The 24,427-nt window shown below is 68.7% G+C and carries 25 protein-coding genes; 13 read left to right on the top strand and 12 right to left on the bottom strand.

What is annotated here, in order from left to right; translation table 11 throughout:
• Positions 1-8: 8 nt before the first annotated feature.
• The 3 genes from V7Q42_RS01410 to V7Q42_RS01400 all read right to left on the bottom strand — a co-directional run bounded on the left by V7Q42_RS01410 (position 9) and on the right by V7Q42_RS01400 (position 3,283).
• Complete coding sequence (locus V7Q42_RS01410; protein WP_333821887.1) at positions 9-839, bottom strand: carbohydrate ABC transporter permease; 831 nt, start codon at positions 837-839, stop codon at positions 9-11.
• Between the two features lie 3 nt (positions 840-842).
• On the bottom strand, positions 843-1,715 hold the full coding sequence (locus tag V7Q42_RS01405; protein ID WP_333821886.1) for a carbohydrate ABC transporter permease: 873 nt from the start codon (positions 1,713-1,715) through the stop codon (positions 843-845).
• A gap of 257 nt (positions 1,716-1,972) precedes the next feature.
• Positions 1,973-3,283 (bottom strand): ABC transporter substrate-binding protein, encoded by a 1,311-nt coding sequence (locus V7Q42_RS01400; protein WP_333821885.1) that lies wholly within the window; start codon positions 3,281-3,283, stop codon positions 1,973-1,975.
• A 374-nt stretch (positions 3,284-3,657) separates the two neighbouring features.
• On the opposite strand from V7Q42_RS01400, the gene V7Q42_RS01395 reads away from it, so the two are divergent.
• Positions 3,658-4,623 carry a sugar-binding transcriptional regulator gene (locus tag V7Q42_RS01395; RefSeq protein WP_333821883.1) on the top strand — a complete coding sequence of 322 codons (966 nt, stop codon included), beginning with the start codon at positions 3,658-3,660 and terminating at the stop codon, positions 4,621-4,623.
• A 91-nt stretch (positions 4,624-4,714) separates the two neighbouring features.
• Complete coding sequence (locus V7Q42_RS01390) at positions 4,715-5,659, top strand: carbohydrate kinase family protein (RefSeq protein WP_333821879.1); 945 nt, start codon at positions 4,715-4,717, stop codon at positions 5,657-5,659.
• Positions 5,660-5,832: 173 nt separating this feature from the next.
• Here V7Q42_RS01390 and V7Q42_RS01385 read toward each other — a convergent pair whose 3' ends face one another.
• The 9 genes from V7Q42_RS01385 to V7Q42_RS01345 all read right to left on the bottom strand — a co-directional run bounded on the left by V7Q42_RS01385 (position 5,833) and on the right by V7Q42_RS01345 (position 13,174).
• Positions 5,833-6,021 (bottom strand): 2-hydroxymuconate tautomerase, encoded by a 189-nt coding sequence (locus V7Q42_RS01385; RefSeq protein ID WP_333821877.1) that lies wholly within the window; start codon positions 6,019-6,021, stop codon positions 5,833-5,835.
• Positions 6,022-6,156: 135 nt separating this feature from the next.
• The gene (locus V7Q42_RS01380) at positions 6,157-6,927 is read right to left on the bottom strand and encodes a 2-keto-4-pentenoate hydratase (protein WP_333821876.1); all 771 of its coding nucleotides are present in this window, start codon (positions 6,925-6,927) and stop codon (positions 6,157-6,159) included.
• The gene (dmpG, locus tag V7Q42_RS01375; protein ID WP_333821875.1) at positions 6,924-7,958 is read right to left on the bottom strand and encodes a 4-hydroxy-2-oxovalerate aldolase; all 1,035 of its coding nucleotides are present in this window, start codon (positions 7,956-7,958) and stop codon (positions 6,924-6,926) included. The genes V7Q42_RS01380 and dmpG overlap by 4 nt, the downstream gene beginning before the upstream one ends.
• Entirely contained in the window at positions 7,958-8,899 is a 942-nt protein-coding gene (locus V7Q42_RS01370) for an acetaldehyde dehydrogenase (acetylating) (RefSeq protein ID WP_333821873.1), read from the bottom strand. Before V7Q42_RS01370 ends, dmpG begins: the two co-directional genes overlap by 1 nt.
• A 75-nt stretch (positions 8,900-8,974) precedes the next feature.
• On the bottom strand, positions 8,975-9,763 hold the full coding sequence (locus V7Q42_RS01365; RefSeq protein WP_333821872.1) for a 2-keto-4-pentenoate hydratase: 789 nt from the start codon (positions 9,761-9,763) through the stop codon (positions 8,975-8,977).
• A gap of 15 nt (positions 9,764-9,778) precedes the next feature.
• Positions 9,779-11,290: a 2-hydroxymuconic semialdehyde dehydrogenase gene (locus tag V7Q42_RS01360; RefSeq protein WP_333821870.1), complete on the bottom strand. Its 1,512-nt coding sequence runs from the start codon at positions 11,288-11,290 to the stop codon at positions 9,779-9,781.
• Between the two features lie 54 nt (positions 11,291-11,344).
• Complete coding sequence (locus V7Q42_RS01355) at positions 11,345-11,767, bottom strand: GlcG/HbpS family heme-binding protein (protein ID WP_333821868.1); 423 nt, start codon at positions 11,765-11,767, stop codon at positions 11,345-11,347.
• 16 nt (positions 11,768-11,783) lie between these two features.
• On the bottom strand, positions 11,784-12,704 hold the full coding sequence (locus tag V7Q42_RS01350; protein ID WP_333821865.1) for a catechol 2,3-dioxygenase: 921 nt from the start codon (positions 12,702-12,704) through the stop codon (positions 11,784-11,786).
• Positions 12,705-12,727: 23 nt separating this feature from the next.
• Positions 12,728-13,174, bottom strand: a complete 447-nt coding sequence (locus V7Q42_RS01345) for a 2Fe-2S iron-sulfur cluster-binding protein (RefSeq protein ID WP_333821864.1) — start codon at positions 13,172-13,174, stop codon at positions 12,728-12,730.
• Between the two features lie 238 nt (positions 13,175-13,412).
• Here V7Q42_RS01345 and V7Q42_RS01340 point away from each other — a divergent pair, with 238 nt between their 5' ends.
• The 11 genes from V7Q42_RS01340 (at position 13,413) to V7Q42_RS01290 (ending at position 24,424) form a co-directional block, all read left to right on the top strand.
• The gene (locus tag V7Q42_RS01340; RefSeq protein ID WP_333821863.1) at positions 13,413-14,120 is read left to right on the top strand and encodes a GntR family transcriptional regulator; all 708 of its coding nucleotides are present in this window, start codon (positions 13,413-13,415) and stop codon (positions 14,118-14,120) included.
• A gap of 135 nt (positions 14,121-14,255) precedes the next feature.
• Positions 14,256-15,086, top strand: coding sequence for an alpha/beta fold hydrolase (locus V7Q42_RS01335; protein ID WP_333821862.1), 831 nt, complete (start codon positions 14,256-14,258; stop codon positions 15,084-15,086).
• 232 nt (positions 15,087-15,318) lie between these two features.
• A complete protein-coding gene (locus V7Q42_RS01330; RefSeq protein WP_333821860.1) occupies positions 15,319-16,077 on the top strand; it encodes a glucosamine-6-phosphate deaminase in 759 nt (252 codons plus the stop codon).
• On the top strand, positions 16,074-17,078 hold the full coding sequence (locus tag V7Q42_RS01325; RefSeq protein ID WP_333821859.1) for an N-acetylglucosamine-6-phosphate deacetylase: 1,005 nt from the start codon (positions 16,074-16,076) through the stop codon (positions 17,076-17,078). Before V7Q42_RS01330 ends, V7Q42_RS01325 begins: the two co-directional genes overlap by 4 nt.
• Before the next feature lie 261 nt (positions 17,079-17,339).
• A complete protein-coding gene (locus V7Q42_RS01320; RefSeq protein WP_333821856.1) occupies positions 17,340-18,875 on the top strand; it encodes an ABC transporter substrate-binding protein in 1,536 nt (511 codons plus the stop codon).
• A 4-nt stretch (positions 18,876-18,879) separates the two neighbouring features.
• Entirely contained in the window at positions 18,880-19,821 is a 942-nt protein-coding gene (locus tag V7Q42_RS01315) for an ABC transporter permease (RefSeq protein WP_333821855.1), read from the top strand.
• Positions 19,821-20,681 carry an ABC transporter permease gene (locus V7Q42_RS01310; protein ID WP_333821854.1) on the top strand — a complete coding sequence of 287 codons (861 nt, stop codon included), beginning with the start codon at positions 19,821-19,823 and terminating at the stop codon, positions 20,679-20,681. The genes V7Q42_RS01315 and V7Q42_RS01310 overlap by 1 nt, the downstream gene beginning before the upstream one ends.
• Positions 20,681-21,913 carry an amidohydrolase/deacetylase family metallohydrolase gene (locus V7Q42_RS01305; protein WP_333821853.1) on the top strand — a complete coding sequence of 411 codons (1,233 nt, stop codon included), beginning with the start codon at positions 20,681-20,683 and terminating at the stop codon, positions 21,911-21,913. The genes V7Q42_RS01310 and V7Q42_RS01305 overlap by 1 nt, the downstream gene beginning before the upstream one ends.
• Entirely contained in the window at positions 21,910-22,956 is a 1,047-nt protein-coding gene (locus V7Q42_RS01300) for an ABC transporter ATP-binding protein (RefSeq protein WP_333821852.1), read from the top strand. Before V7Q42_RS01305 ends, V7Q42_RS01300 begins: the two co-directional genes overlap by 4 nt.
• Complete coding sequence (locus tag V7Q42_RS01295) at positions 22,953-23,942, top strand: ABC transporter ATP-binding protein (protein WP_333821851.1); 990 nt, start codon at positions 22,953-22,955, stop codon at positions 23,940-23,942. Before V7Q42_RS01300 ends, V7Q42_RS01295 begins: the two co-directional genes overlap by 4 nt.
• Positions 23,939-24,424 carry a RidA family protein gene (locus V7Q42_RS01290; RefSeq protein ID WP_333821850.1) on the top strand — a complete coding sequence of 162 codons (486 nt, stop codon included), beginning with the start codon at positions 23,939-23,941 and terminating at the stop codon, positions 24,422-24,424. Before V7Q42_RS01295 ends, V7Q42_RS01290 begins: the two co-directional genes overlap by 4 nt.
• Positions 24,425-24,427 lie beyond the last annotated feature (3 nt).

Genomic DNA, 24,427 nt, shown 5'->3' with positions numbered 1-24,427 from the left:
TCGGTTCCTCATTTCACGGCGCCGAAGGTGAGACCGCGCACCAGCTGCTTCTGCGAGAACCAGCCGAGGATCAGGATCGGCGCGATCGCCATGGTCGAAGCGGCGGAGAGCTTGGCGTAGAACAGCCCCTCGGGGCTCGAATAGGAGGCGATGAAGGCGGTGAGCGGCGCCGCCTTGGCGGCGGTCAGGTTCAGCGTCCAGAACGCCTCGTTCCAGGCGAGGATGACGTTGAGCAGCAGCGTCGAGGCGATGCCGGGCACCGCCATCGGCGTCAGCACGTGGACGATCTCGTTCCACAGATCCGCACCGTCCATCCGCGCCGCTTCGAGGATCTCGCCGGGGATCTCCTTGAAGTAGGTGTAGAGCATCCAGATGATGATCGGCAGGTCGATCAGGGTGAGGATGATGGTCAGCCCCAACCGCGTGTCGAGCAGGCCGAGATCGCGGAAGATCAGGTAGATCGGCACCAGCACGCCGACCGGCGGCATCATCTTGGTGGAGAGCATCCACATCAAGAGATCCTTGGTGCGCTTGGCCGGTTGGAAGGCCATCGCCCAGGCCGCCGGCACGGCGATGACGAGACCGATCACCGTCGAACCGAGCGAGATCACCACCGAGTTGAGGAAGTGACGGAAATAGTCCGAGCGCTCCTGCACCTCGGCGTAGTTCTCGAGCGTCCAATGGAAGGCGAGGAAGGACGGCGGCGAGGCCACCGCCTCCGCTTCGGTCTTGAACGAGGTCAGGACCGTCCACAGGATCGGGAAGAAGACGAGGAAACCGATACCCCAGGCGAGGGCCGTGACGCCGAGCTTGCGGGGCAGAGTGGTGCGACGTGCCATGGCTCAACCCTCCAGCGTCCGGCCGATCATCCGCATCAGGAAGAAGGCGACGATGTTGGCGAGGACGACGGCGACGATGCCGCCCGCCGAGGCGCCGCCGACGTCGAACTGCAACAGCGCCTGGGCGTAGACGAGATAGGCGAGATTGGTGCTGTCGGTGCCCGGTCCGCCGTTGGTGGTCACCAGGATTTCGGCGAAGACCGACAGGAGGAAGATCGTCTGGATCAGGATCACCACGGTGATCGCCCGCGACAGGTGCGGCAGCACGATGTAACGGAAGCGCGCGAGCGCTCCGGCACCGTCGAGCTCCGCCGCTTCGCGTTGTTCCTCGTCGAGCGACTGCAGCGCGGTGAGCAGGATCAGCGTCGAGAACGGCAGCCACTGCCAGGCGACGATGACGATCACCGCCAGCAGCGGCGTCGTCGCCAGCCAGTCGTGCGGCGCCATGCCCACCGACTTCTGCAGCCAGGCGAAGAGCCCGTTGACCGGGTTCATGAACATGTTCTTCCACACCAGCGCCGAAACCGTCGGCATGACGAAGAACGGCGCGATCATCAGCAGCCGCACCGCGCCCTGGCCGAAGAACGGCTGATCGAGCAGCAATGCGAACAGGATGCCGCCGACGATGGTGATGGCGAGCACCCCGAGCACGATCGCCAGCGTGTTGGCCACCGCGGCGAAGAAGGCCGGATCGGTGAGGAAGAACTCGTAGTTGAGAAAGCCGATCCACTCTCGGGTGCCCGGCATCAGCAGATTGAAGCGCAGGAACGAGAACCAGACGGTCATCGCCAGCGGCACGATCATCCACAGGAACAGAAGGACGACCGAGGGTGCCACCAAGAGGCGTGCCGCGGCCCTGGAGTGTTGCGTGGACATGGACGACCTCCCGGATGGGGCGGTGGGCACCGACCCGCCGGCCGCGCCGGAGCGCGGCACCGCGGATCGCGTCGGATCGGTCCCGACGGGCGCCTCCCGTCGGTTGCCGGCGGGCGGAGCGGACGGCCGCCCGCCGCGCGAACCGGTCTTCCCTTCGACGCGGCCGTGAGACCCCGCCGGAGGAGGGGTCGGAGCCGCGAACATCGGGTCGCGGCTCCGACCGGGTCACCTCCCGCGGTCCGGGAGGAGGGACGGCGTCACTTGAGGTAGCCGGCCTTGGTCATCTCGCGGACGGTGATGTCCTGGCCCGCCTTGAGGGCGTCGTCGACCGACTTCTGCCCGGCGAGCGCCGCCGAGAACTGCTGGCCGACCGCCGTGCCGATCCCCTGGAATTCCGGAATGGCGACGAACTGTACGCCGACATAGGGCACCGGCTTCACCGTCGGATGGGTCGGATCGGCCGAGTTGATGCTGTCGAGCGTCATCGCCGCGAAGGGCGCCGCCTTCTGGTACTCCGGATTGGCGTAGAGCGAGGCGCGGGTGCCCGGCGGCACGTTGGCCCAGCCCTCCTTCGAGGCGACCAGGGCGAGGTACTCCTTGGAGGTCGCCCAGGCGATGAACTTCTGCGCCGCCTCGGACTTCTTCGAGCCGGCCGGCACCGCCAGCGACCACGCCCACAGCCAGTTGCCGCGCTTGCCGAGGCCGGTGTCGGGGGCGAGCGCGAAGCCGACTTTGTCGGCGACCTTCGATTCCTTCGGGTTGGAGACGAAGGAGGCGGCGACCGTGGCGTCGATCCACATGCCGCACTTGCCCGACTGGAACAGCGCCAGGTTCTCGTTGAAGCCGTTGGAGGAGGCGCCCGGAGGTCCGGCGTCCTTCATCAGCTTGACGTAGAAGTCGAGCGCCTTCTTCCATTCGGCGGAGTTCAGCTGCGGCTGCCACTTCTCGTCGAACCAGCGCGCCCCGAACGAGTTCGCGGTGGCGGTGAGGAACGCCATGTTCTCACCCCAACCGGCCTTGCCGCGCAGGCAGATGCCGTAGACCTCGGCGTTCTTGTCGGTGAGCTTGCGCGCCGCGTCGGCGACGAAGTCCCAGGTCGGCGCCTTCGGCATGGTGAGGCCGGCCTTGGCGAAGAGGTCGGTGCGATACATCACCATCGACGACTCGCCGTAGAACGGCGCCGCATAGAGCTTGCCGTCGCGCGACAGGCCGGAGCGGATCGCCGGCAACAGGTCGTCGACGTCATAGGCCGCGCCGAGCTTGTCGAGCGGCACCAGCCAACCCTGTTTGGCCCAGATCGGCACCTCGTAGGTGCCGATGGTCAGCACGTCGAACTGGCCGCCCTTGGTGGCGATGTCGGTCGTCACCTTCTGGCGCAGGACGTTCTCTTCGAGAGTGACCCATTCGACGTCGATACCGGGGTTCTTCGCGGTGAAATCCCCGGTCAGCTTCTGCATGCGGACCATGTCGCCGTTGTTGACGGTCGCGATGGTGAGCGTCTCGGCCTGCGCGGCGGAGACGATCACGAACAGCGAGGACATGCCCAGCAATACCGATCTCAGTGTCATCAGACCCTCCCTGTCCCGACGGTGGCCGTTCGGCGGCCATCCCACCGGGGAAACCGGAGCCCGTCGCCGACGACCGGCGCGCGCTTCCGCGTGACAGAGCAATTGCTCATCCCTTGAGTAATTACTCGATCGGAGTAGACTGTCAATGGAGATTCCTCGCTGCACTGCAGCGATACTTCCTCCGTGGCGTCCGTTGTTGCATCGCAAAATCGAAGCGGTGTAAGCACGCGTCCGTAGGCTGTCCGCGGAAGTCGTCGAAATTGAAATTTCTCCGAGTTGTCGAATGAATACTCGTCGTTCTTGCGTTCTTGACACCCCGTCGGGGGCGATGCTCTGGTTGGACCGCGGCGACGGAGCCGGTACGGGAGTGGGTGATGGCGTCGCAGCGAGGCGGGGACGAGAACGGCAGGCTCGAGGATGCCGCGCGCGCCGGCTGGCTCTACTACATCGCCGGCAACACTCAGGATCAGATCGCCGCGAAGCTCGGCGTGTCGCGCCAGAGCGCCCAGCGACTGGTGTCGCTGGCCATCTCCGAGCGCCTGATCAAGTTCGAACTGGATCACCCGATCGCCCGCTGCCTGTCGCTCGCCGACGAGCTCGAACGGCGCTTCGGCCTGCGGCTCGCCGAGGTGGCGCCGACCGATCCGGAGCACCCCGGTTCGCTGGTCGGCGTCGGCCATGCGACGGCCGCGCATCTCGAGCGCCATCTGCGCTCGGCCACGCCGACGACGCTCGGTATCGGCACCGGGCGAACCCTGAAGGCGGCGGTGGAGCAGATGTCGGCCTTCGACTGTTCGCACCACAAGATCGTGTCGATGACCGGCAACATCGCGCCCGACGGCGTCGCCGCCTACTACTCGGTGATCTACAACATCGCCGACAAGACCAAGGCGCGCTGCTATCCCTTCCCGATGCCGGTCGTCGCCTCCTCGGCCGAGGAACGCGAGACGCTGTCGCGTCAGCCGCTGATCCTCTCCAACCTCGGGCTGATCGAGCAGGCGGAAGCGATCTTCGTCGGCATCGCCGGCGTCGGTCCGGATGCGCCGCTGCTCGTCGACGGCTTCCTCTCCGAGGCGGAGTTGAACGCCCTGCGCGATGCCGGAGCGGTCGGCGAGATCACCGGCTGGGCCTTCGATCGGGCCGGCGTGCCGATCACCGGTCTGACCAACGCCCGGGTGATGAGCGCGCCGCTGCCCGATCTCGCCTCGAAACTCTGTGTCGCCGTGGCGGTCGGCGCCTCGAAGGTCGAGCCGTTGCGCGCCGCGCTCGCCGGACCGCTGATCAACGGCCTCATCACCGACGAGGCGACCGCGGAGGCGCTGCTCGGCGCCGCCGTCTGATCGTTCTCGACCCGTTTTCGTCATCGACGCCGCCGCGCCACGCCGGATCCCCGGCGACGGCAACGGGGCGCCGCACAGGGGAGCCCGCATCATGATCGTCGTCGCCGGCGAAGCTCTGATGGACGTCTACGAGGCCGGCACGACGCCGACCGGGTCGATGCTCGACGCGCGCATGGGCGGGTCGCCCTTCAACGTGGCGATCGGGCTGGCGCGGTTGGGGATGCCCGCCGCCTTCTTCGGTGGCATCTCGACCGGTATCCTCGGCGATCGCCTCGCCCGCGCGCTGGCCGAGGAGGGGGTCGATCTCGGCCCCGCGGTGCGGCTCGACGCACCGACCACCCTGGCGCTGGTCGGTCTGAGGCCGAACGGCGTTCCCGACTATGCCTTCTACGGCCATGGCGCCGCCGATCGCTCGCTCGCCCTCGACACGCTGGCGCGGGTGCCGGCGGCGTCGGCCTACCACTTCGGCTCCTATTCGATGGTGGTCGAGCCGACCGCCTCGACGCTGCTCGCCCTGGCGCGGCGCGAGAGCGGCCGGGCGGTGATCTCCTGGGATCCCAACGTCCGGCCGACGGTCGAGCCCGACCCGGAGGTGTGGCGTGCGCTCGTCGCCCGGATGCTGCCGCTCGCCCACCTGATCAAGGTCAGCGACGAGGATCTCTCGATCCTCTTTCCCGGCCGCGACCCCGCCGACGTCGCCGGCGAATGGCTCGCCGCCGGCGTCCGCCTCGTCGTCGTCACCCGCGGCGGGCTGGGGGGCTCGGCCTGGACCGGGGCGGGACGGGTCGATCGTCCGGCGCGGCAGGTCGCGGTGGTCGACACGGTCGGCGCCGGCGACACCTTCCAGGCGGCGCTGCTCACCGCCCTCGCCGAGGGCGGGCATCTCGCCCCCGACGCCCTCGGCCGCCTCGCGGGCGAAACCCTCGCCGAGATCCTCGACTTCGCCGCCACCGCCGCGGCGCTGACCTGCACCCGTCGCGGTGCGGATCTGCCGAGACGGGCCGAACTCGACGCGCCGCCGCGTACGGCCCCCTGACGGCGTCGCCGCCGTCGGGCTCACGGTTCGCGAACATCCGCGCGCCGCCTGTTCCAAAGGCCGGAGGCGCTGCCGCACCCGGCCTTCGAAGACACGCGAATTTCTCATTTGCGTCAGAGGCATGAGAAATTCGCGTCAGGAATGTCATCGGTCGTTTTCGATGGCCGATGAGATCATTTCGGCTCGCCCTTGAGGACGCCGCCGGCGGCGAAGTGCCAGGCGGGCACTTCGTTGATGATGATCCGCACCGACTCGCGCGGCGCGTCGAGGCTGGCGACGAGCGCGTCGGTCACCGCCTCGACCATCTTCTTCTTCTTCTCGAAGGACCGGCCCTCGATCATGGTCATGTGAACGATCGGCATCGCTTCACCTCCGACGAGAGGCCGGAGGTGCCGGCGCACCCGGCCTCGAGAATACGCGCGAATGTCTCATCCGCATCGGAGGCATGAGAAATTCGCGCAAGGAATACCGACGGTCGTCTTCGACGCCCGTCGGTATCAATCGACGACGTGGAAGGAGACCGCGCCGAGTCCCTGGAAGGCGGTGCGGACGAAGAGGCCGGGGGCGAGCGGATGGGCGGCGGTGGCGCCGCCGGCCAGCACGATGTCGCCGGGCTCCAACCGTTCGCCGGCCCGCGCCACCAGACGCGCCGCGGCGACGAGGCTGCGGATCGGGTCGCCGAGGATCGCCGCGGTCGAGCCGATCTGCACCGGCCGGCCGTTCACCTCCATGACGATGCCGAGGTTCGACACGTCGGTCGACGGCCTCGCCCATGATCCGACGTAGAAGCCGGAGGACGACGAGTTGTCGGCGATGACGTCCGGCAGGGCGAACTTGAAGTTCTGGTAGCGGCTGTCGATGATCTCCAGCGCCGGGGCGACCGCCTCGACCGCAGCCAAGGCTTCGGCTGCCGAGACGTCGCCCTCGAGTGGCTTGCCGATGATGTAGGCGATCTCCGGTTCCACCCGCGGATGGACGTACCGGCCGCGGCGCAGTTCACCGCCTTCGGCGAGCCGCATGGCGTCGGTGAGCCGCCCCCAGATCACCTCGGAGACGCCGACCTGTTGCATCTTGGCGCGCGAGGTGAGGCCCATCTTGTAGCCGGCGCGCCGTTCGCCGCGGGCGCGGCGGCGGGCGACCGAGAGCGCCTGGACCGCATAGGCGTCCTCGGCCGTCAGGTCGGGGAGGGTGTCGGTCAATTGTGGGATGGCGGTCGCGGTGCGGGCCGCCTCGTCGACGATGCGGGCGAGTTCGGCGAGGCTCGTCATGCCGCTTCTCCGCGCTTCTGGAGGATGTCGAGGGCGACGTCGATGATCATGTCCTCCTGACCGCCGACCATGCGGCGACGGCCGAGTTCGGTGAGGATCTCGCGGGTGTCGACGCCGTAGAGCTTCGAGGCGTTCTCGGCGTGACGCAGGAACGACGAGTAGACGCCGGCATAACCGAGCGACAGGCTCTCGCGATCGACCCGCACCGGGCGATCCTGCAGCGGCCGAACGAGGTCGTCGGCGGCGTCCATCAGCTTGAAGAGATCGCAGCCGGTCTCCAGCCCCTTGCGGTTCAGCACCGCGATCAGCGCCTCGAGCGGTGCGTTGCCCGCACCCGCGCCCATACCGGCGAGGCTCGCGTCGACGCGGACCGCACCGGCCTCGATACCCGCCACCGCATTGGCGACGCCGAGGGTGAGATTGTGGTGGGTGTGGACGCCGATTTCGGTCTCCGGCTTCAGCGCCGCGCGCACCGCCGTCACCCGTTCCGAATAGTCCTCGGGGAGGAGCGCGCCGGCCGAGTCGGTCACGTAGACGCATTCGGCGCCGTAGCTCTCCATCAGCTCGGCCTGCTCGACCAGCTTCGCACTGTCGACCATGTGGGCCATCATCAGGAAGCCGATGGTGTCCATGCCGAGCGCGCGCGCCGCCTCGATGTGCTGGCGCGACACGTCGGCCTCGGTGCAATGGGTGGCGATGCGCACCGACCTTGCGCCGGCTTCGTACGCCGCCTTCAGATCGTGGACCGTGCCGATGCCGGGGATCAGCAGGATGGTCGGCACCGCGTGGGTACAGACCTCGGCGACCGCGCCGATCCAGTCGACGTCGTCGTGGACGCCGAAGCCGTAGTTGAAGGTCGAGCCGGTGAGGCCGTCGCCGTGGGTGATCTCGATCGCGTCGACGCGTGCCTCGTCGAGCGCCTTGGCGACGGCGCGCACGGTGTCGAGCGTATAGGCGTGGCGGATCGAGTGCATGCCGTCACGCAGCGTGACGTCCTGGACGTAGAGTTTGTTCGGGTTCGGGCGAGCCATCACGCGGCCTCCTGCGCACGGACCTTGGCGGCCCAGTGGTCGGCGGTGACCAGGGCGGCGGAGGTCATGATGTCGAGATTGCCGGCATAGGCCGGGAGATAGTGTGCGGCACCCTCGACCTCGAGCATGATCGTGGTCTTCAGCCCCGACGAGAGGCCGATGCCGGGGATGCGGACCGGCGCATTGTCGCCGATCACCTCGAACTGCACCTTCTGCTTCAGCCGGTAGCCGGGCACATAGGTCTGCACGGCAGCGACCATCTCGAGGATCGACGCCTCGATCGCCTCGCGGTCGCCACCCTGGGAGAGGGTGAAGACGGTGTCGCGCATGATCAGCGGCGGTTCGGCCGGGTTGAGGATGATGATCGCCTTGCCGCGTTCGGCGCCGCCGAGGACCTCGATCGCCTTCGACGTCGTTTCGGTGAACTCGTCGATGTTGGCGCGGGTGCCGGGGCCGGCCGACTTCGACGAGATCGAGGCGACGATCTCGCCGTAGATCAGACGCTTCGACGCGCGCTTGACCGCGTGGACCATCGGGATCGTCGCCTGGCCGCCGCAGGTGACCATGTTGACGTTGGGCTCGTCGATGTTGGCGTCGCCGTTGATCGCCGGGATGGTGAAGGGTCCGATCGCCGCCGGCGTCAGGTCGATGACCTTCTTGCCGTCCTTTTGCAGCAGCGCGTCGTTGTGCAGATGCGCCTTGGCCGAGGTGGCATCGAACACCACCTGGATGTCCTCGTACTCCGGCATGCGGCGCAAGCCGTCGATGCCTTCGTGGGTCGTCGGCACCTTGAGCCGCGCCGCCCGGGCGAGGCCGTCGGAATTCGGATCGATGCCGACCATCGCCCCCATCTCGAGATGCTGCGACGTGCGCATCACCTTGATCATCAGATCGGTGCCGATGTTGCCCGACCCGATGATCGCGCATTTCACTTTGGACATGGGTTCACTCCTCGTGGTCGCGCCCGGAGGGCGAGCCGCGTGAAAAGGGAAGACGGGGGATCGCCGCCGCCGAAGTCAGGCGAAGGCGGCTCGGACGTTGCCGAGGCCCTCGATGCGGACGTCGAAGACGTCGCCCGCGACCACCGGCACCATCGGGCCCAGCGCCCCGGAGAGGATGGTGTCGCCGGCCCGCATCGGCCGGCCGACCTGCGCCATCACCTTGGCGAGCCAGAGGGTGGCGTTGAGCGGCGAGCCCATGCAGGCCGCTCCGGCGCCGACCGAAACCGGTTCGCCGGCCTTCTCCATCACCATGCCGCACAGCCGCATGTCGAAATCGGTGATCCTGACCGGCCGCGAGCCGAGCACGTAGAGGCCGGAGGAGGCGTTGTCGGCGATCGTGTCGGTCAGCCGGATGTCCCAGTCGGCGACGCGGGAGCCGACGATCTCGATCGCCGGCACGGCGTAGTCGATGGCGCGGAAGAGATCGGCCACCGTCAACTGCTCGCCGTCGAGGTCGCGTCCGAGGACGAAGGCGATCTCCGCCTCGACCTTGGGCTGCATCACGTCGGCGAGCGGAATGTCGAGCGCCTCGGGACGGGCCATGTCGGCGAACAGCATGCCGTAGTCGGGCTGGTCGACACCGAGCTGTTTCTGCACCGCGAGCGAGGTGAGGCCGATCTTGCGGCCGACGAGACGGCGGCCGTTCGCCAGCGCCCGCTCGGTGTTGATCTGCTGCACCGCATAGGCCGCGGCGGCGTCACCGGCCTCGAGGAGGTCGCGGATCGGCGTGGTCGGCGTGCCCGACGTCGCGGCGGCGTGGAGGCGGTCGGCGGCCTCGCGGATAGCCTCGGGAGAGGTGGCCATGGTTCGGTTCCGATCTCAGAGCTTGACGCAGACGTTGGTGATCTCGGTGTAGAACTCGAGGCTGTGCACGCCACCCTCGCGGCCGATGCCGGAGGCTTTGGCGCCGCCGAACGCCGTGCGAAGATCGCGCAGGAACCACGAGTTCACCCAACAGATGCCGACGTCCATCTTGGCCGCGACGCGATGGGCGCGCGACAGATTTTCCGTCCACACCGCCGCGGCGAGGCCGTAGGGGGTGGAGTTGGCCAGCCGCACCGCCTCTTCCTCGGTGTCGAAGGGGCGGATGTGGCAGCAGGGGCCGAAGATCTCTTCGTTGACGCAAGATGCATCGTCGGAAAGCCCGGTCCAGATGGTCGGCTCGACCCAGGAGCCGCCGGCGAGATCGGCCGGCATGGCGGGGACGCCGCCGCCGGTGACGACCGTCGCGCCCTCCTCGACCGCCTTGGCGTAATAGGACAGCACCTTCGACTGATGTTCCTTGGAGATCAGCGGGCCGATGCCGGTGGTCGGGTCCTCCGGTCGGCCGAGCCGCAGCCGCTCCGCGCCCTTCTTCAGACGGGCGACGAACTCCTCGAAGATCGGCCGTTCGACATAGACACGCTCGGTGCCGAGGCACACCTGACCGCAGTTGGAGAAGACCGAGCGCATGGTGCCCTCGATCGCCTTCTCCATGTCGCAGTCGGCGAAGACCAGTGCCGGGTTCTTGCCGCCGAGCTCGAAGGACACCGGGCGGATGCCGTGCGCCGCCTGGCGCATGATCGCCTCGCCGGTGCGGGTCTCGCCGGTGAAGGTGATGCCGTTCACGCCCGGATGCTGGGTGAGAAACTCGCCGGCCGAATTCGGGCCGAGGCCGTGGACGACGTTGTAGACGCCCTTCGGCACCCCGACCGCGTTCATCACCTCGCCGAGCAGCGTCGCGGTGAGCGGCGTCTCCTCCGACGGCTTGACCACCACCGTGTTGCCCAGCGCCAGTGCCGGTCCGACCTTCCAGGTCATGAGCAGCAGCGGCAGGTTCCATGGGCTGATGACGGCGATGACGCCGCGCGGCCGCCTGAGGCCGTAGTTGATCGCGCCGGTGCCGTCGGGAGTGGCCATGGTGAAGCACTCGGTCGCGACCGTCTTGGCGACGTCGGTGAACATCTTGAAGTTCGCCGCGCCGCGCGGAATGTCGATGTGGGAGGCGAGCGACATCGGCTTGCCGGTGTCGAGGCATTCGGCCTCCAGGAAGTCGTCGAAGCGGCGGTTGATCTCGTCGGCGACGGCGCCGAGCAGATCGGTGCGCTCGACCACGCTCATCCGGCCCCATGGGCCGTCGAGCGCGGCGCGCGCGGCGCGAACGGCGCGATCGATTTCCTCGCGGCCACCCTCGGGGACGCTGCCGATCGGGCTACCGTCGGTCGGGCAGACGTTCCGCCAGCTCTTTCCCGTCGTCCCTTGCGTGAATTCACCGTCGATGAAGTGGGCGGCATCTCGCCGAGCGCTCGAGTCGGCGAGCGAACGGCGTTCGTGGAGCGAATGAACGGTCATACGACGGTCTCCTGACGGACACGACGGGGCGAGCCCCGTCCGGAATGGATGCGCTCACGCGGAGAGGGCGGCGAGCCCGGCGGCGGCGCAGGCGCGATCGTCGTCCTCGGAGCCGCCGGATACGCCGATGGCACCGACGGTCGCGCCGTCGAGAACGATCGGCAGACCGCCGCCGAAGAGAACGACGCCGGGCCGGAGCGCGATCCCCTCGCGCAGCACGTCGCGCGACGACAGCGCCTCGCACAGCCGGTCGGTGGTGAGCCCGAAGGTCGCCGCCGTCCACGCCTTGTCGCGGGCGATGTCGATCGAGGCGGTGAAGGCGCCGTCGGCGCGGATCGCCGCCAGGAGATGCCCTCCGGCGTCGACCACCGTGGCGACGACCGCGACGCCGCGCGCCGTGCCGCGGGCCACCGCCGCCTGCGCGGCGACGACGGCCGCCGCGCAGGTCAGCGTGGAGATCGAACGCAGGTTCGACATCGACCGGCCCTCGCCCTCAGGTCACGACCGAGAGGAAGGCGTCGTTGAGCTGGCGCTCGTAGTAGAAGATGCCCTTGCCGACCTGCTCGGCGTCCCAGGTGCGGGTCGGGTTGTCCGGGTAGTAGGAGTAGCCGCCGGCGAACACCTCGTTGCGATTGCCCGAGGGATCGAAGAAGTAGATCGTCTGGCCACGGGTGATGCCGTGACGGGTCGGCCCGATGTCGACCGAGACGTCGTAGCGGGTCAGGATGTCGGCGGCGTGGCCGATGTCGTTCCAGTTCTCCAGCTCGAAGGCGGCGTGATGGAACTTGCCCGGCTCGGGGTGGTTCACGAAGGCGATGTCGTGGGCCTTCATCGAGGCGGTCAGCCAGATGGCGAGCAGCCCGTCGGGCATGTCGACGCGCTCGGCGCAGGAGAAGTCGAGCACCTTGGTGAAGAAGTCGAGATTGCGCCGGATGTTCGGCCCGTAGAGCAGGGCGTGGTCGAAGCGGCGCGCCCGCATGCCGTGCGGCTCGATCTCCCAGACATCGGGATTGTGGACGCGCGGTTTGGGATCCGACTGGTCGGCATGATGGTAGAGCTCGATGCGATGACCGGATTCGAGCATCCAGCCGATGCGGCGGCCGAGACCGGGCTGTTCGCCGGCGGCGACGTGGTCGACCGGATAGCCCCATTCGACGACGCGCTTCTCGAACATGTCGAGATCGCTCTCTTCGCGCACCTTGAAGGCCATGACGTCGAAGCCGGCGGTGTCGGCGCGACGCAGCACGAAGCTGTGGTGATCGAACTCGTCGGCGGCCTTCAGGTAGACGCGGCCGTCGGGGCCCTCGGTCACCTGATGCAGGCCGATGCGCTTGGTGTAATGCTCAAGCGCGGCGGGCATGTCGAGCACCCGCAGCTGGATGAATCCGGGACGCAGAACGCCGGTATGGGCCATTTTCGTTTCCTCCTGGGACGAGATCACCCGAAGACCTGGTTGGCCGACGGGCCTTTCGTTCTGCCGAGGCTCGGGGTCTCGAGCCGCAGCGTCAGATCGGATTGCGCGTAGATGGCGCAGGCGAGCACCACACCCTCGGCCTCGTCCGCCTCGGTGACGTGGGCTCGGCTCATCGGTGTGACGCGATAGTCGCCGGCGAGGACCCGAGCGCGGCAGACGCCGCATCCGCCCCGTCGGCAGCCGACCGGTAGTTTCCTCGGCAGACCCTTGAGCTGCCCGAACCCTTGGGCTCGCTCCAGCGCCACCAGAACCCGTTCCTCGGTCGAAGCGGTCGCCGAACCACATCCCTCCACCACGATGGTCACCCGACGCGGTGCCGTGAGCCGGTCGGACCGGGGTGTCCCCGATGCGCCGGTCGTGACCGCCGGGCTCGTTCGACCCGAGGCTGAGGTCGCGGTCTCGTCGTTCATCACCGCTCTTTCGTGGTCCATGGCGCGTTCGGTCGCCCGTTCGCGCCTCGTCGAGGGATTTATGGGACACGGATCGGAGGGTGTCAACAAATTTTCGAGATTTTGAGATTTACCGGATTATTCCTGATACTCGGCAATGTGGAATGCGCGCGTTCTTGTGGTGATTGTCGGCGTTTGCTAGGCTCCGAACGGTGCGATCGGCTTCCCCTCCGACGCCCTTCGCGAAGGAATTCCCCGCATGGACAAGAACTCGGCCGCAGCCGGGCGCCAACCCAAAGTGGTCGGTGCGCGCAGCCTCGTGGAGGCTGCCTATGCGACCATCCGCCACGACATTCTCGACGGCTCTCTGGCACCGGGTCTGAAGCTCCGTTTCGAGATGCTGCGCGAACGCTACGGCGTCGGCGCCTCGACCCTGCGTGAGGCGCTGACCCGGTTGGTCGGCGAGTCGCTGGTGACGTCGGAGGAACAGCGCGGGTTCCGTGTCGCGGAAGTGTCGCTCGACGACTTTGCCGACCTCACCCGGGCGCGCAAGCTGATCGAAGTGGAGGCCCTGCGGCAGTCGATCCTCCACGGCGACGACGCCTGGGAGGGTACGCTGGTCGGCGCCTTCCACCGGCTGAGCAAGGTCGAGGCGAAGCTGGCCACCGGCGCGCCGGAACTACGTGACGATTTCGAGGAGCGCAATCGCGACTTCCACTACGCGCTCATCGCCGCCTGTCCGTCGCGTTGGCTCAAACACATGCACGGCATCCTGTTCCAGCAGTCGGAACGCTATCGCCGGCTCTCGCTCGCCGCCAGGGACGAATCGCGCGACGTCCACGCCGAGCACGAGGCGGTGCTCGAGGCCGCGCTGGCGCGCGACGTCGATCGCGCCTGCCGGCTCGAGGCCGAGCACATCGACAAGACGCTGCAGCTGCTGAGCCGCCGTTTCGCTCCCAAGACCTGATCGCTCCGTCCCTCGTCGGATGCGCCGGCCGCGCCCGCCGGCGGCTTCGTCGTCGATGAAGACAATTTCGATATTCATGATATCATCGAAATATCGAGATCCGCCGCGCGGATCGCACCCGCCAGGAGGAACGAGATGAACCAGAGCGATCCGGAGATCGGCCGTCGCGTGAGAACCGGCGCCTTCGACACCAACGTCCACGACCGCGGCGCCGGCGCGCCGGTCGTCTTCATCCACGGTTCCGGACCCGGCGTCTCGGCCTGGGCCAATTGGCGCGGGGTCCTCCCCGTTCTGTCGGAGTGTTTCCGGGTGATCGCCCCCGACATGGTCGGCTTCGGATTCACGGACCGACCGGCCGGTATGGACTATCGGCGTGAGGTCTGGGTGAAGCAGGCGATCGATCTCCTCGACGAACTCGGGCTCGAGCGCGTCGACATCGTCGGCAATTCGTTCGGCGGGGCGATCGCCCTGGCGCTGGCCATCGCGCATCCGCAGCGCGTCCGCCGGCTGGTGCTGATGGGCAGCGTCGGCGTGTCCTTCCCGATCACCGAGGGGCTCGACCGGGTGTGGGGCTACCGGCCGTCGCTCGCCGAGATGCGGGCGATGCTCGACATCTTCGCCTTCGACCGCGCTCTGGTCACCGACGAGCTGGCCGAATTGCGCTATCGCGCCTCGATCCGACCCGGCTTCCAGGAGAGCTTCTCGGCGATGTTCCCGGCGCCACGGCAGCGATGGGTCGATGCGCTCGCCAGCGACGAGATCGACATCCGCGCTCTGCCGCACGAGACGCTGGTGATCCACGGCCGCGACGATCGAGTGATCCCGCTCGAGGCGTCGCTGCGGCTCGCCGGGCTGATCGATCGCGCCCAGCTGCACGTCTTCGGACGCTGTGGCCACTGGACCCAGATCGAACATGCCGCCCGCTTCAACCGATTGGTCGGCGACTTCCTCGCCGAAGCCGACTGAGTGAGCATCCTCGGCGGTGGCACGGGGTCGCCCGCGCCGCCGCTCGATCGGCGGGTTCCGGCGCCCGGCGCTCCGTCGTCGACGAGCGCGTCGTCGCCACCGGTCTGCCACGCCCCGGTGGAGTCTTCCCTTGTGAGCCTTCGCGCGGAAACACCGTTGCCTTCTCGTCGGTCGAGACTAAGCTCCGCGAACGAACAAGGAGCGGACACGGGCGGCACGGACGGAAACCCGGATGATCGACGCGCGCCTACTCCCCGACAAGCGAACCATCGGAGTGAAAGCCGCCGCGCTCGGCGCCGCAGCCATTCGCGCCGCGATCGCCCGCGACGGCGCGGCGACCATCATCCTGGCGACCGGCTCCAGCCAGTTCGAGGTCCTCGAAGCGCTGGTGGCGGCCCCCGGCATCGACTGGTCGAAGGTCACGGCCTTCCACCTCGACGAATACATCGGCTTGGCCGCAGCCCATCCGGCGAGCTTCCGCCGCTATCTCCAGGAGCGCTTCGTGGCGCCGCTCGGCGGCCGGGTCGCCTTCGTCCCCGTCGACGGGGAGGCGGACGTCGCGGCCGAGACGGCGCGCCTCGGCGCGCTGATCGCCGGCCGGCGCATCGCCGTCTGTTTCGCCGGCATCGGTGAGAACGGTCACATCGCCTTCAACGATCCCCCGGCCGATTTCGAGACGAGCGAACCCTACATCGCCGTCGATCTCGACCCCGTCTGTCGCAATCAGCAATACGGCGAGGGCTGGTTCGAGACGCTCGAGGCGGTGCCGCACCGCGCCATCTCGATGAGCGTCCGCCAGATCATGAAGAGCGAACTGATCATCCTCGCGGTTCCCGACGCGCGCAAGGCGCGGGCCGTGCGCGATACGCTCGAGGGGCCGATCTCGCCGCTCCATCCCGCCTCGATCCTCAGGACCCACCCGGCGACGGTGCTGCTCCTCGACCCACCGGCCGCTTCGCTGCTGGCGCATCCGCCGGGAGGGCCGCGATGATCGTCTCCGAGGGCCTCTTCGATCTCCAGGTCAACGGCTTCGCCGGGATCGACTTCAATTCCGGGGCGCTGACGCCCGATGATCTCGATCTCGCCCTGGAGGCGATGCTCGCCACCGGCGTCACTCACTGCCTGCCGACCGTCATCACCGCGCAACCGGACGAGCTCGCCGCTCGCTTCGCGGCGCTCGACGCCGCCGTCTCGAAGAGCCGCCTCGGGCCGCTCATGTGCCCGGGCTATCATCTCGAGGGTCCCTTCCTGAACCCGGCGCCCGGCTACTGCGGGTGCCATCCGCCGAGCGCCATGGGCCCGGCCGACCCGAGCCTGATCGTGCGCCTGGAGGCCTCGCTCGCGCGGCCGATCCTGTTGGTGACCGTTGCTCCCGAGATCGACGGCGGCCTCGACCTGATCGCCGGGCTGAGCCGGCGCGGCAAGATCGTCGCGCTCGGCTACACCGCCTGCGACTTCGACACCGCCCGGGCGGCGGCCGATGCCGGCGCTGTCCTCGCCACCCATCTCGGCAACGGCCTGCCGCAGACCCTGCACAAGCTCGCCAACCCGATCTTCGCCCAGCTCGCCGAGGACCGCCTGTGGGCGAGCTTCATCGCCGACGGAATCCACATCGACCCGCGCGCCCTGAAGGGGCTGATCCGCGCCAGGGGGATCGGTCGATCGATCCTGGTGACCGACGCCGTCGCTGCCGCGGCCGCGCCGGTCGGCCCCCACGAGTTCGCCGGCATGCCGATCGAACGCCGGGCCGACGGCTCGGCCCGCCGGGCTTCGAGTGAGGCGCTCGCCGGCTCGGCGCTGTGTCTCGATCGGGCGGTGCGTAATCTCGTCGCCTGGGGGATCGCCACGGCGCAGGACGCGATCGCCATGGCGTCGGCCCATCCGCGTGCCCTGCTGGCGCCGGCGCTCGCCGCCCACGGCGTCGCCATGGGTGCCGGCCGTGTCGCGTGGAGCGATGTCCTCGACATCGTCGAGGCGAGCGCGGACGCCTGAAGCCCGACGGAGCCCCGACGGCAGCAGCGCCGTTTCACCGGATTCAGGGGCGGAGTCGGCCGTGCCGAACGGTGGAACCCTCTTCGGCGACGCACGCGCGCGCCCCTGGCGGAACGAAGCCGGAGTTCGACGGATCGGGAGCCGAACCGGGATGGAGCGCCGCGCCGGAGCGAAATTGACAAAGTCGGATCCCGGTGAGATCGTATGACATAATAAAAGATGTCATTCCACAATAGTGGTATAACCGACAGGGAGCTCACCATGAACGGTACGGTTCGGATTCTCCTTTCCTCCGTGATCGCGATCGTCGGCCTGACCGACGCCGTGTCCGCCGCGCCGGCGCGGGGCGGGGTCATCGACGTCGCCACCATCGGCGAGCCGCCGACGCTCGATCCGGTCTCCTCCACCGCCGACCTCGTCGGCATCATCTCGCAGCACGTCTTCGAGACACTCTACACCTTCGACAAGGCCTGGGCGCCGACGCCGCTCCTCGCTGCGACCCTGCCGGAGATCTCCGCCGACGGCACCGTCTATCGGATCCCGTTGCGCGCCGGCGTCAAGTTCCACGACGGCTCGACCATGTCGTCGAAGGACGTCGTCGCCTCGCTGAAGCGCTGGATGAAGATCGGTTCGCGCGGCAAACAGGTCGCCGCCAACGTCGTCTCGATCGAAGCCGACGGCGACATGGCGGTGAAGATCACGCTGAAGACCGCCTACGCGCCGCTCACCGCCTTCCTCGCCTTCAACAATTCGGCGGCGATCGTCGTGCCGGAGGCCAACAACGAGGACACGCTGACCAAGATCGTCGGCACCGGTCCCTACATGCTGAAGGAGCGCAAGCCCGATCAGTACATCCAGCTCGTCCGCTTCGACGGCTACGCCTCGCGCGCCGGCGACCCGGACGGCTACGGCGGCGCCCGCAAGCAGTGGCTCGACGAGATCCGCTTCGTCCCCGTCCCCGACGCCAACACCCGCGTCGAAGGCGCGGTCGCCGGCCAGTTCGCCTATGTCGACAGCCTGCCGATCGAGAGCTTCGACCGGGTCAAGGCGGGCAAGGACAAGCCGATGCTGCTGAAGCCCTTCGGCTGGCCGATGTTCGTGATGAACACCAAGCAGGGCGTCTTCTCCGACATCACCCTGCGCAAGGCCGTCCAGGCGGCGCTGGCGCCCGAGGACATGATGACCGCGGCCTTCGGCTCGAAGGACTTCTTCTCGGTCGAAGGCGCCATGTATCCCAAGGAGTACGTCTGGTCGACCGACGCCGGCACCGAGCCCTACAAGCCGCAGGGCGCGACGGAAGCCGCCGCCGCGTTGGTCAAGAAGGCCGGCTACGACGCCTCCAAGCCGATCCGCATCCTCACCTCGCGCCAGTACGAGTTCCACTACAAGATGGCGCTGGTGGCGCAGGAATACCTGAAGGCGGCCGGCTTCGCGGTGCAGCTCGACGTGGTCGAGTGGGCGACCCTGGTGCAGCGCCGCGCCGATCCGGCGCTGTGGGACATCTACATCACCCACAGCCCGTTCCTGCCCGAGCCGGCGCTGATCGGCTTCATGTCCGACGCCGCCCCCGGCTGGTGGACGAGCCCGGCCAAGACCGCGGCGATCGCCGCGCTCAACACCGCGACCGACCCGAAGAAGCGCATCGCCGCCTGGGCCGAGGTGCAGAAGGTGATCTATGCCGAAGCGCCGGCCTACAAGGTCGGCAACTTCAACGCACTCGCCGCCAAGGCGCCGCAGCTCGAGGGTGTCTCCCCCGCGCCGTGGCCGTACTTCTGGAACGCCTGGCTGGAGAAGTGACATCGTGGCCCGGGTGATCCTCCGCCGCCTCGTCGAGATGGTCGCGGTCATGGCTCTGGTCGTGACCATCGTCTTCGTGATCGTCCGGGTCGCCCCGGGCGATCCGGCGGCCATGATGCTCGGGCCCGACGCCACACCCCAGGACGTCGTCGATCTCCGCGCCCGTCTCGGGCTCGACTCGTCGCTCTTCGTCCAGTACGGGCGCTACGTCGCCGGGTTGCTCCAAGGGGATCTCGGCCAATCGATCTTCCTCGCCCGGCCGGTCGGTCAGGCGCTGTGGGAGCGGGCCGAGCCCACCTTCTTCCTGACGCTGTTCTCGATCCTCGTCGCCTGCGGCATCGCCCTGCCGGTGGGGATCCTGTCGGCCTACTGGCGCGGCTCGGTCTTCGATCAGGTGACGACGACCACCGCGGTCTTCGTCGCCTCGATCCCCAGCTTCTGGCTCGGCCTCGTGCTGATGCAGGTCTTCGCCGTGAAGCTCGGCTGGTTCGATCCGTCGGGCTACGGCGGGCCGGGGGCGTCTCTGGCCGAGCGCCTCCATCATCTGGTGCTGCCGGCGGTGGCGCTCGGCATCGTCTCCTCGGCGCTGATCGCCCGCTTCACCCGGGCGAGCATGCTCGACGTGCTCGGCGACGACTATGTCCGCACCGCCCGCGCCAAGGGCATGGGCGAGGCGAGGGTGGTTCTGAAACACGCCTTGAAGAACGCCCTGATCCCGATCCTCACCGTGATCGGCCTGACCGCGGCGCTGCTCATCTCCGGCGCCATCGTCACCGAGACGGTCTACGGCCTACCCGGCGTCGGCTCGCTCGTCGTCTCGGCGGTGCTGAGGCGCGACTATCCGGTGATCCAGGGGACGCTGCTGATCGTCGCCGGCCTCTACGTGCTGATCAATTTCGTCATCGACATGCTCTACCTCGTGGTCGACCCACGCGTGAGGTACTGATGGCCGCCTCCGCCCCCATCTCCGCCGACGAGAGCCTCGTCGCCGGGCTGATGCGCCGGCCGCCGGCGGTCGCCGCCGCGATCATCCTCGCCCTGGTGATCCTCGCCGCGCTCGCCGCCCAGTGGGTGGCTCCCTATGCGCCGTCGAAACTGTCGATCGCCTCGCGCCTCCAGGGACCGTCGCTCGCCCATCTCTTCGGTACCGACGAGTTCGGCCGCGACGTGCTCTCGCGCACCATCTGGGCGGGCCGCGTGTCGCTCGCCGTCGGCGGTTCGGTGGTCGTCGTCTCCTGCCTGATCGGCGTGACCCTCGGCCTCCTCGCCGGCTATTTCCGCCGGCTCGACGGGCCGCTCTCCCGCCTCATCGATGCGATGATGGCCTTCCCCGACATCCTCCTCGCCATCGCCCTGGTGGCGGCGCTCGGGCCCAACGTCGTCAACGTCGTCCTGGCGCTCGGCATCGTCTATGCCCCGCGCGCCGCCCGCGTGGTGCGCGCTTCGACCCTGGTCATCCGCGAACTCGCCTATGTCGAGGCGGCCCGGGCGCTCGGCGTGCCCACCTACAAGATCCTGATCCGCCACGTGCTGCGCAATCTCGCCTCGCCGATCACCGTGCAGGCGACCTTCATCTTCGCCAACGCCATCCTGGCCGAGGCCGGTTTGTCCTTCCTCGGCGTCGGCGTCTCGCCGGACGTGCCGACCTGGGGCACGATGATCGCCATGGGGCGCCAGTTCATGGATCAGGCCGGCTGGATCATGTGGTTCCCCGGCATCGCCATCGTCGCCTCGGTCATGTCGCTCCAGGTCATGGGCGACGCGCTACGCGACCTTCTCGACCCGCGTCTCGCGAGGACCACCTGATGCTCGACGATCTCTTCGCCGCCGCGAAGGCCCCGATCCTGATCACCGATGCCCGACCGATCGGCTTCACCGATCTCGCCGGGACGGCCGAGCGCGTGGATGTGCTGATCGACGCCGACGGCAAAGTCGCCGCCGCCGGACCCGGCATCGCGTCGCAGGCGCCGAGCGAGGTGCGGCGGGTCGAGGCGAAGGGGGCTTTCCTCTCGCCCGGCTGGGTCGATCTCCACACCCACGTCTGGTGGGGCGGCACCGACGTCTCGATCCGCCCCGAGCAATGCGGCGCGGCGCGCGGCGTCACCACCCTCGTCGACGCCGGCTCGGCCGGCGAGGCGAACTTCCACGGGCTTCGCGAGCACGTCATGGAGCGGGCGCGCGAGACCATCTACGCCTTCCTCAACATCGGTTCGATCGGCCTCGTCGCCTGCAACCGGGTGAGCGAACTCATCGACATGCGCTCGGTCGACCTCGACCGCACCGTGGCGGTGATCGAGGCCAACCGCGACCGCATCGTCGGGGTGAAGTGCCGGGCGAGCGCGGTGATCACCGGCACCTGGGGCATGGAGGCCCTGAAGCTCGCCAAGAAGATCGCCCGCGTCGTCGACCTGCCGTTGATGGTCCACGTCGGCGAGCCGCCGCCGCTCTACGACGACGTCCTCGCCGTGCTCGATCCCGGCGACATCGTCACCCACTGTTTCAACGGCAAGGTCGGCGGTTCGCTGCTCGAGGATCGGACGCTGTGGTGTCTCGTCGAACAGGCGGCGGCGCGCGGTATCGTCCTCGACGTCGGCCACGGCGGCGCTTCGTTCTCCTTCGAGGTGGCGGAAGCGGCGATCGCCGGAGGCCTCCTGCCGCACACGATCTCGACCGACCTGCACCAATGGTCGCTCGACGGCGCGGTCTGGGACCTCGCCACCACGCTCTCCAAGCTGCTGGCGCTCGGCATGCCCTTCGAGGCGGTGGTGAAGGCGGCGACCACGACGCCGCGCGCCGCCATCCGCAAGCCGACGGACGGGTTCCTGACCCGCGGCGCGGCGGCCGACTTCACCCTCTTCGACCTCGTCGACGAACGGCTGGAGGTGCGCGACTCGAAGGGTCGCCCCGCCCGCCTCGAGCGGCTCTTCGAGCCGCGTCGCACCATCATCGGCGCGAACCTGGTCGAGGCGCATCGTCACCTCCCGCCGGACGGTCCCAAGGGCCGCGCCGCCTGTCCCAACTGCGGATGGCTGCAATGACGGCCGCCGCCCCCGTCCCCGCGCCGGATCTCGATCTCGCCCCCGAGGTGATCCTCGAGGTTCGCGATCTGAAGACTCATTTCCCCGGTCGCCGTGGCGTCGCCAAGGCGGTCGACGGGGTGAGTTTCACCCTGCCGCGCGGTCGCACCGTGGCGGTGGTCGGCGAATCCGGGTCGGGCAAGTCGGTGACCAGCCTGACGATCATGGGGTTGCTCGCGCCTCCCGGCCACGTCGCCGGCGGCTCGATCCTGCATCGCGATCGCCGCGGCCGGTTGCGCGACCTGACGACGCTCGGCCGCGCCGAATTCCGCGACATCCGCGGGCCGGAGATCGCCATGATCTTTCAGGAGCCGATGACCAGCCTCAATCCGCTGATGCGGGTCGGCGATCAGATCGGCGAGATGATCGCGCTGCACGAGAGGATCTCCCGGAGCGAGCTGCGCGCCCGGGTGATCGAACTCCTGCGCCTCGTCGAGATTCCGGCGCCGGAGAGCCGCATCGACACCTATCCGCACGAGATGTCCGGCGGCATGCGCCAGCGCGTCATGATCGCCATGGCGCTCGCCTGCCGGCCGGGTCTGCTCATCGCCGACGAGCCGACGACGGCGCTCGACGTCACCATCCAGGCGCAGATCCTCGAACTGATGCGCCGGCTCCAGAGCGAACTGGGCATGAGCGTCCTGTTCATCACCCACAATCTCGGCGTCGTTGCCGAGATCGCCCACGAGGTGGTGGTGATGTACGCCGGCCGCGTCGTCGAGCAGGGGCCGGTTGAAGAGATCTTCGCCCGGCCGTCGCATCCCTACACCCGGGCGCTGCTCGCCTCGACGCCGAACGTCTCTCGCGACGTGGCGGCCGACGGCACCCGCCGGCCGCTCGCCGCCATCCCCGGTTCGGTGCCGTCGATCACCCGCCTTCCGCTCGGCTGCGCCTTCGCGCCGCGCTGCGCGCTCGCCGTCGACGCCTGCCGCGAGGTCGACCCGGCGCTGGAGCCGATCGGCCCCCATCATGTCGTCCGCTGCCCGAGGAGAGACGCCGCATGACCGCCGCGCCGCTGCTCGAGGTCCGAGGCCTCACCAAGCATTTCCACCTTCCCGACGGGCGCATCGTCCATGCGGTCGAGAACGTCGATCTGACGATCCCGCGCGGCCGCATCGTCGGACTGGTCGGCGAATCAGGTTCCGGCAAGACCACGGTCGGGCGGGCGCTGCTGCGCCTGATCGAGCCGACCGCCGGCAGCATGATGTTCGACGGCACCGACATCTTCGCGCTGTCCGAGCGCGAGATGCGCGCCTGGCGCCGGCGGCTGCAGATCATCTTCCAGGATCCCTATTCGAGCCTCGACCCGCGGATGACCGTGCGCGCCATCATCGACGAGGCGCTCGATACGCGCGGCTATCCGAAGGGCAGGGCGCGGCTCGAGCGGGTCGCCGACCTGCTCCAACTCGTCGGCCTCGAAGCCGATCACGCCTCGCGCTACCCGCACGAATTCTCCGGTGGCCAGCGCCAGCGCATCGGCATCGCCCGGGCGCTCGCCGTCGAACCGGACTTCATCGTCGCCGACGAGCCGGTCTCCGCTCTCGACGTGTCGGTCCAGGCGCAGGTCTTGAACCTCATGGAGGATCTGCGCCGCCGCTTCGACCTGACCATGCTGTTCATCTCGCACGACCTGACCGTGGTGGAATACGCCTGCGACGAGATCGTCGTGCTCTATCTCGGCCGGGTGATGGAGCGCGGCCCCAGCCGCGAGATCCGGGCGAACCCGCTCCACCCCTATACCCGGGCGCTTCTCGCCGCCGCGCCGCAGCCCGACCCGACCCGTCGGCGCATCCATCGACCGCTCGGCGGCGACATCCCCAGCCCGATCTCGCCGCCCTCGGGCTGCGTCTTCCGCACCCGCTGCCCGCTCGCCGACAAGGCTTGCGCGGTCACCGTTCCTCCGACCGTCGATCTCGGCGGCGGGCGGTCCGCCGCCTGCCTGAAGCTCGACACCGCCACTTCCCTCCCGCTCGTGGACAGACCCGCATGACCATCCACCCCCAGGCCTCGCCGCTCGATCGGCTCGCCGCCCTCGGCCTGACCCTGCCGCCGCCGCCCGAGCCGATCGCCAACTACATCCCCTATGCCATCCACGGCGACCTGCTCTATCTCTCGGGTCAGGGGCCGCGCCAGCACGACGGCAGGCTGCGCATCGGCAAGGTCGGCCGCGACGTCGACGTGGCCCGGGCCCGCGCCGACGCGGAGCTCACCGGTCTCAACCTGCTCGCCGTCGCGCAAGCCGCGCTCGGCGACCTCGGACGGGTCAAGCGTGTCGTCAAGCTCCTCGGCATGGTCAACGCCGTGCCGGACTTCGCCGACCATCCGAAGGTGATCGACGGCTGCTCGTCGCTTCTCGTCGCGGTCTTCGGCGAGGCCGGCCGCCACGCCCGCTCCGCCGTCGGTCTCGGCTCGCTGCCCGACGGCATCACCGTCGAGATCGAAGCCATCTTCGCCGTCGAAGATCGCGCCTGAGGA

The organism is Pinisolibacter sp., assembly GCF_036782435.1.
Classification (GTDB): domain Bacteria; phylum Pseudomonadota; class Alphaproteobacteria; order Rhizobiales; family Ancalomicrobiaceae; genus CALBKH01.
The sequence above is the reverse complement of the archived record's forward strand: the minus strand, read 5'-3'. Positions and strand labels throughout refer to the sequence as shown.

Coding starts and splice junctions, on each gene's coding strand:
- V7Q42_RS01410 (WP_333821887.1), bottom strand. CDS start 839: ATGGCACGTCGCACCACTCTGCCCCGCAAGCTCGGCGTCACGGCCCTC.
- V7Q42_RS01370 (WP_333821873.1), bottom strand. CDS start 8,899: ATGTCCAAAGTGAAATGCGCGATCATCGGGTCGGGCAACATCGGCACC.
- V7Q42_RS01310 (WP_333821854.1), top strand. CDS start 19,821: ATGGCCGCCTCCGCCCCCATCTCCGCCGACGAGAGCCTCGTCGCCGGG.
- V7Q42_RS01340 (WP_333821863.1), top strand. CDS start 13,413: ATGGACAAGAACTCGGCCGCAGCCGGGCGCCAACCCAAAGTGGTCGGT.
- V7Q42_RS01330 (WP_333821860.1), top strand. CDS start 15,319: ATGATCGACGCGCGCCTACTCCCCGACAAGCGAACCATCGGAGTGAAA.
- V7Q42_RS01390 (WP_333821879.1), top strand. CDS start 4,715: ATGATCGTCGTCGCCGGCGAAGCTCTGATGGACGTCTACGAGGCCGGC.
- V7Q42_RS01290 (WP_333821850.1), top strand. CDS start 23,939: ATGACCATCCACCCCCAGGCCTCGCCGCTCGATCGGCTCGCCGCCCTC.
- V7Q42_RS01355 (WP_333821868.1), bottom strand. CDS start 11,767: ATGTCGAACCTGCGTTCGATCTCCACGCTGACCTGCGCGGCGGCCGTC.
- V7Q42_RS01360 (WP_333821870.1), bottom strand. CDS start 11,290: ATGACCGTTCATTCGCTCCACGAACGCCGTTCGCTCGCCGACTCGAGC.
- V7Q42_RS01335 (WP_333821862.1), top strand. CDS start 14,256: ATGAACCAGAGCGATCCGGAGATCGGCCGTCGCGTGAGAACCGGCGCC.
- V7Q42_RS01365 (WP_333821872.1), bottom strand. CDS start 9,763: ATGGCCACCTCTCCCGAGGCTATCCGCGAGGCCGCCGACCGCCTCCAC.
- V7Q42_RS01350 (WP_333821865.1), bottom strand. CDS start 12,704: ATGGCCCATACCGGCGTTCTGCGTCCCGGATTCATCCAGCTGCGGGTG.
- V7Q42_RS01385 (WP_333821877.1), bottom strand. CDS start 6,021: ATGCCGATCGTTCACATGACCATGATCGAGGGCCGGTCCTTCGAGAAG.
- V7Q42_RS01295 (WP_333821851.1), top strand. CDS start 22,953: ATGACCGCCGCGCCGCTGCTCGAGGTCCGAGGCCTCACCAAGCATTTC.
- V7Q42_RS01345 (WP_333821864.1), bottom strand. CDS start 13,174: ATGAACGACGAGACCGCGACCTCAGCCTCGGGTCGAACGAGCCCGGCG.
- V7Q42_RS01405 (WP_333821886.1), bottom strand. CDS start 1,715: ATGTCCACGCAACACTCCAGGGCCGCGGCACGCCTCTTGGTGGCACCC.
- V7Q42_RS01300 (WP_333821852.1), top strand. CDS start 21,910: ATGACGGCCGCCGCCCCCGTCCCCGCGCCGGATCTCGATCTCGCCCCC.
- V7Q42_RS01400 (WP_333821885.1), bottom strand. CDS start 3,283: ATGACACTGAGATCGGTATTGCTGGGCATGTCCTCGCTGTTCGTGATC.
- V7Q42_RS01380 (WP_333821876.1), bottom strand. CDS start 6,927: ATGACGAGCCTCGCCGAACTCGCCCGCATCGTCGACGAGGCGGCCCGC.
- V7Q42_RS01395 (WP_333821883.1), top strand. CDS start 3,658: ATGGCGTCGCAGCGAGGCGGGGACGAGAACGGCAGGCTCGAGGATGCC.
- dmpG (WP_333821875.1), bottom strand. CDS start 7,958: ATGGCTCGCCCGAACCCGAACAAACTCTACGTCCAGGACGTCACGCTG.
- V7Q42_RS01320 (WP_333821856.1), top strand. CDS start 17,340: ATGAACGGTACGGTTCGGATTCTCCTTTCCTCCGTGATCGCGATCGTC.
- V7Q42_RS01325 (WP_333821859.1), top strand. CDS start 16,074: ATGATCGTCTCCGAGGGCCTCTTCGATCTCCAGGTCAACGGCTTCGCC.
- V7Q42_RS01305 (WP_333821853.1), top strand. CDS start 20,681: ATGCTCGACGATCTCTTCGCCGCCGCGAAGGCCCCGATCCTGATCACC.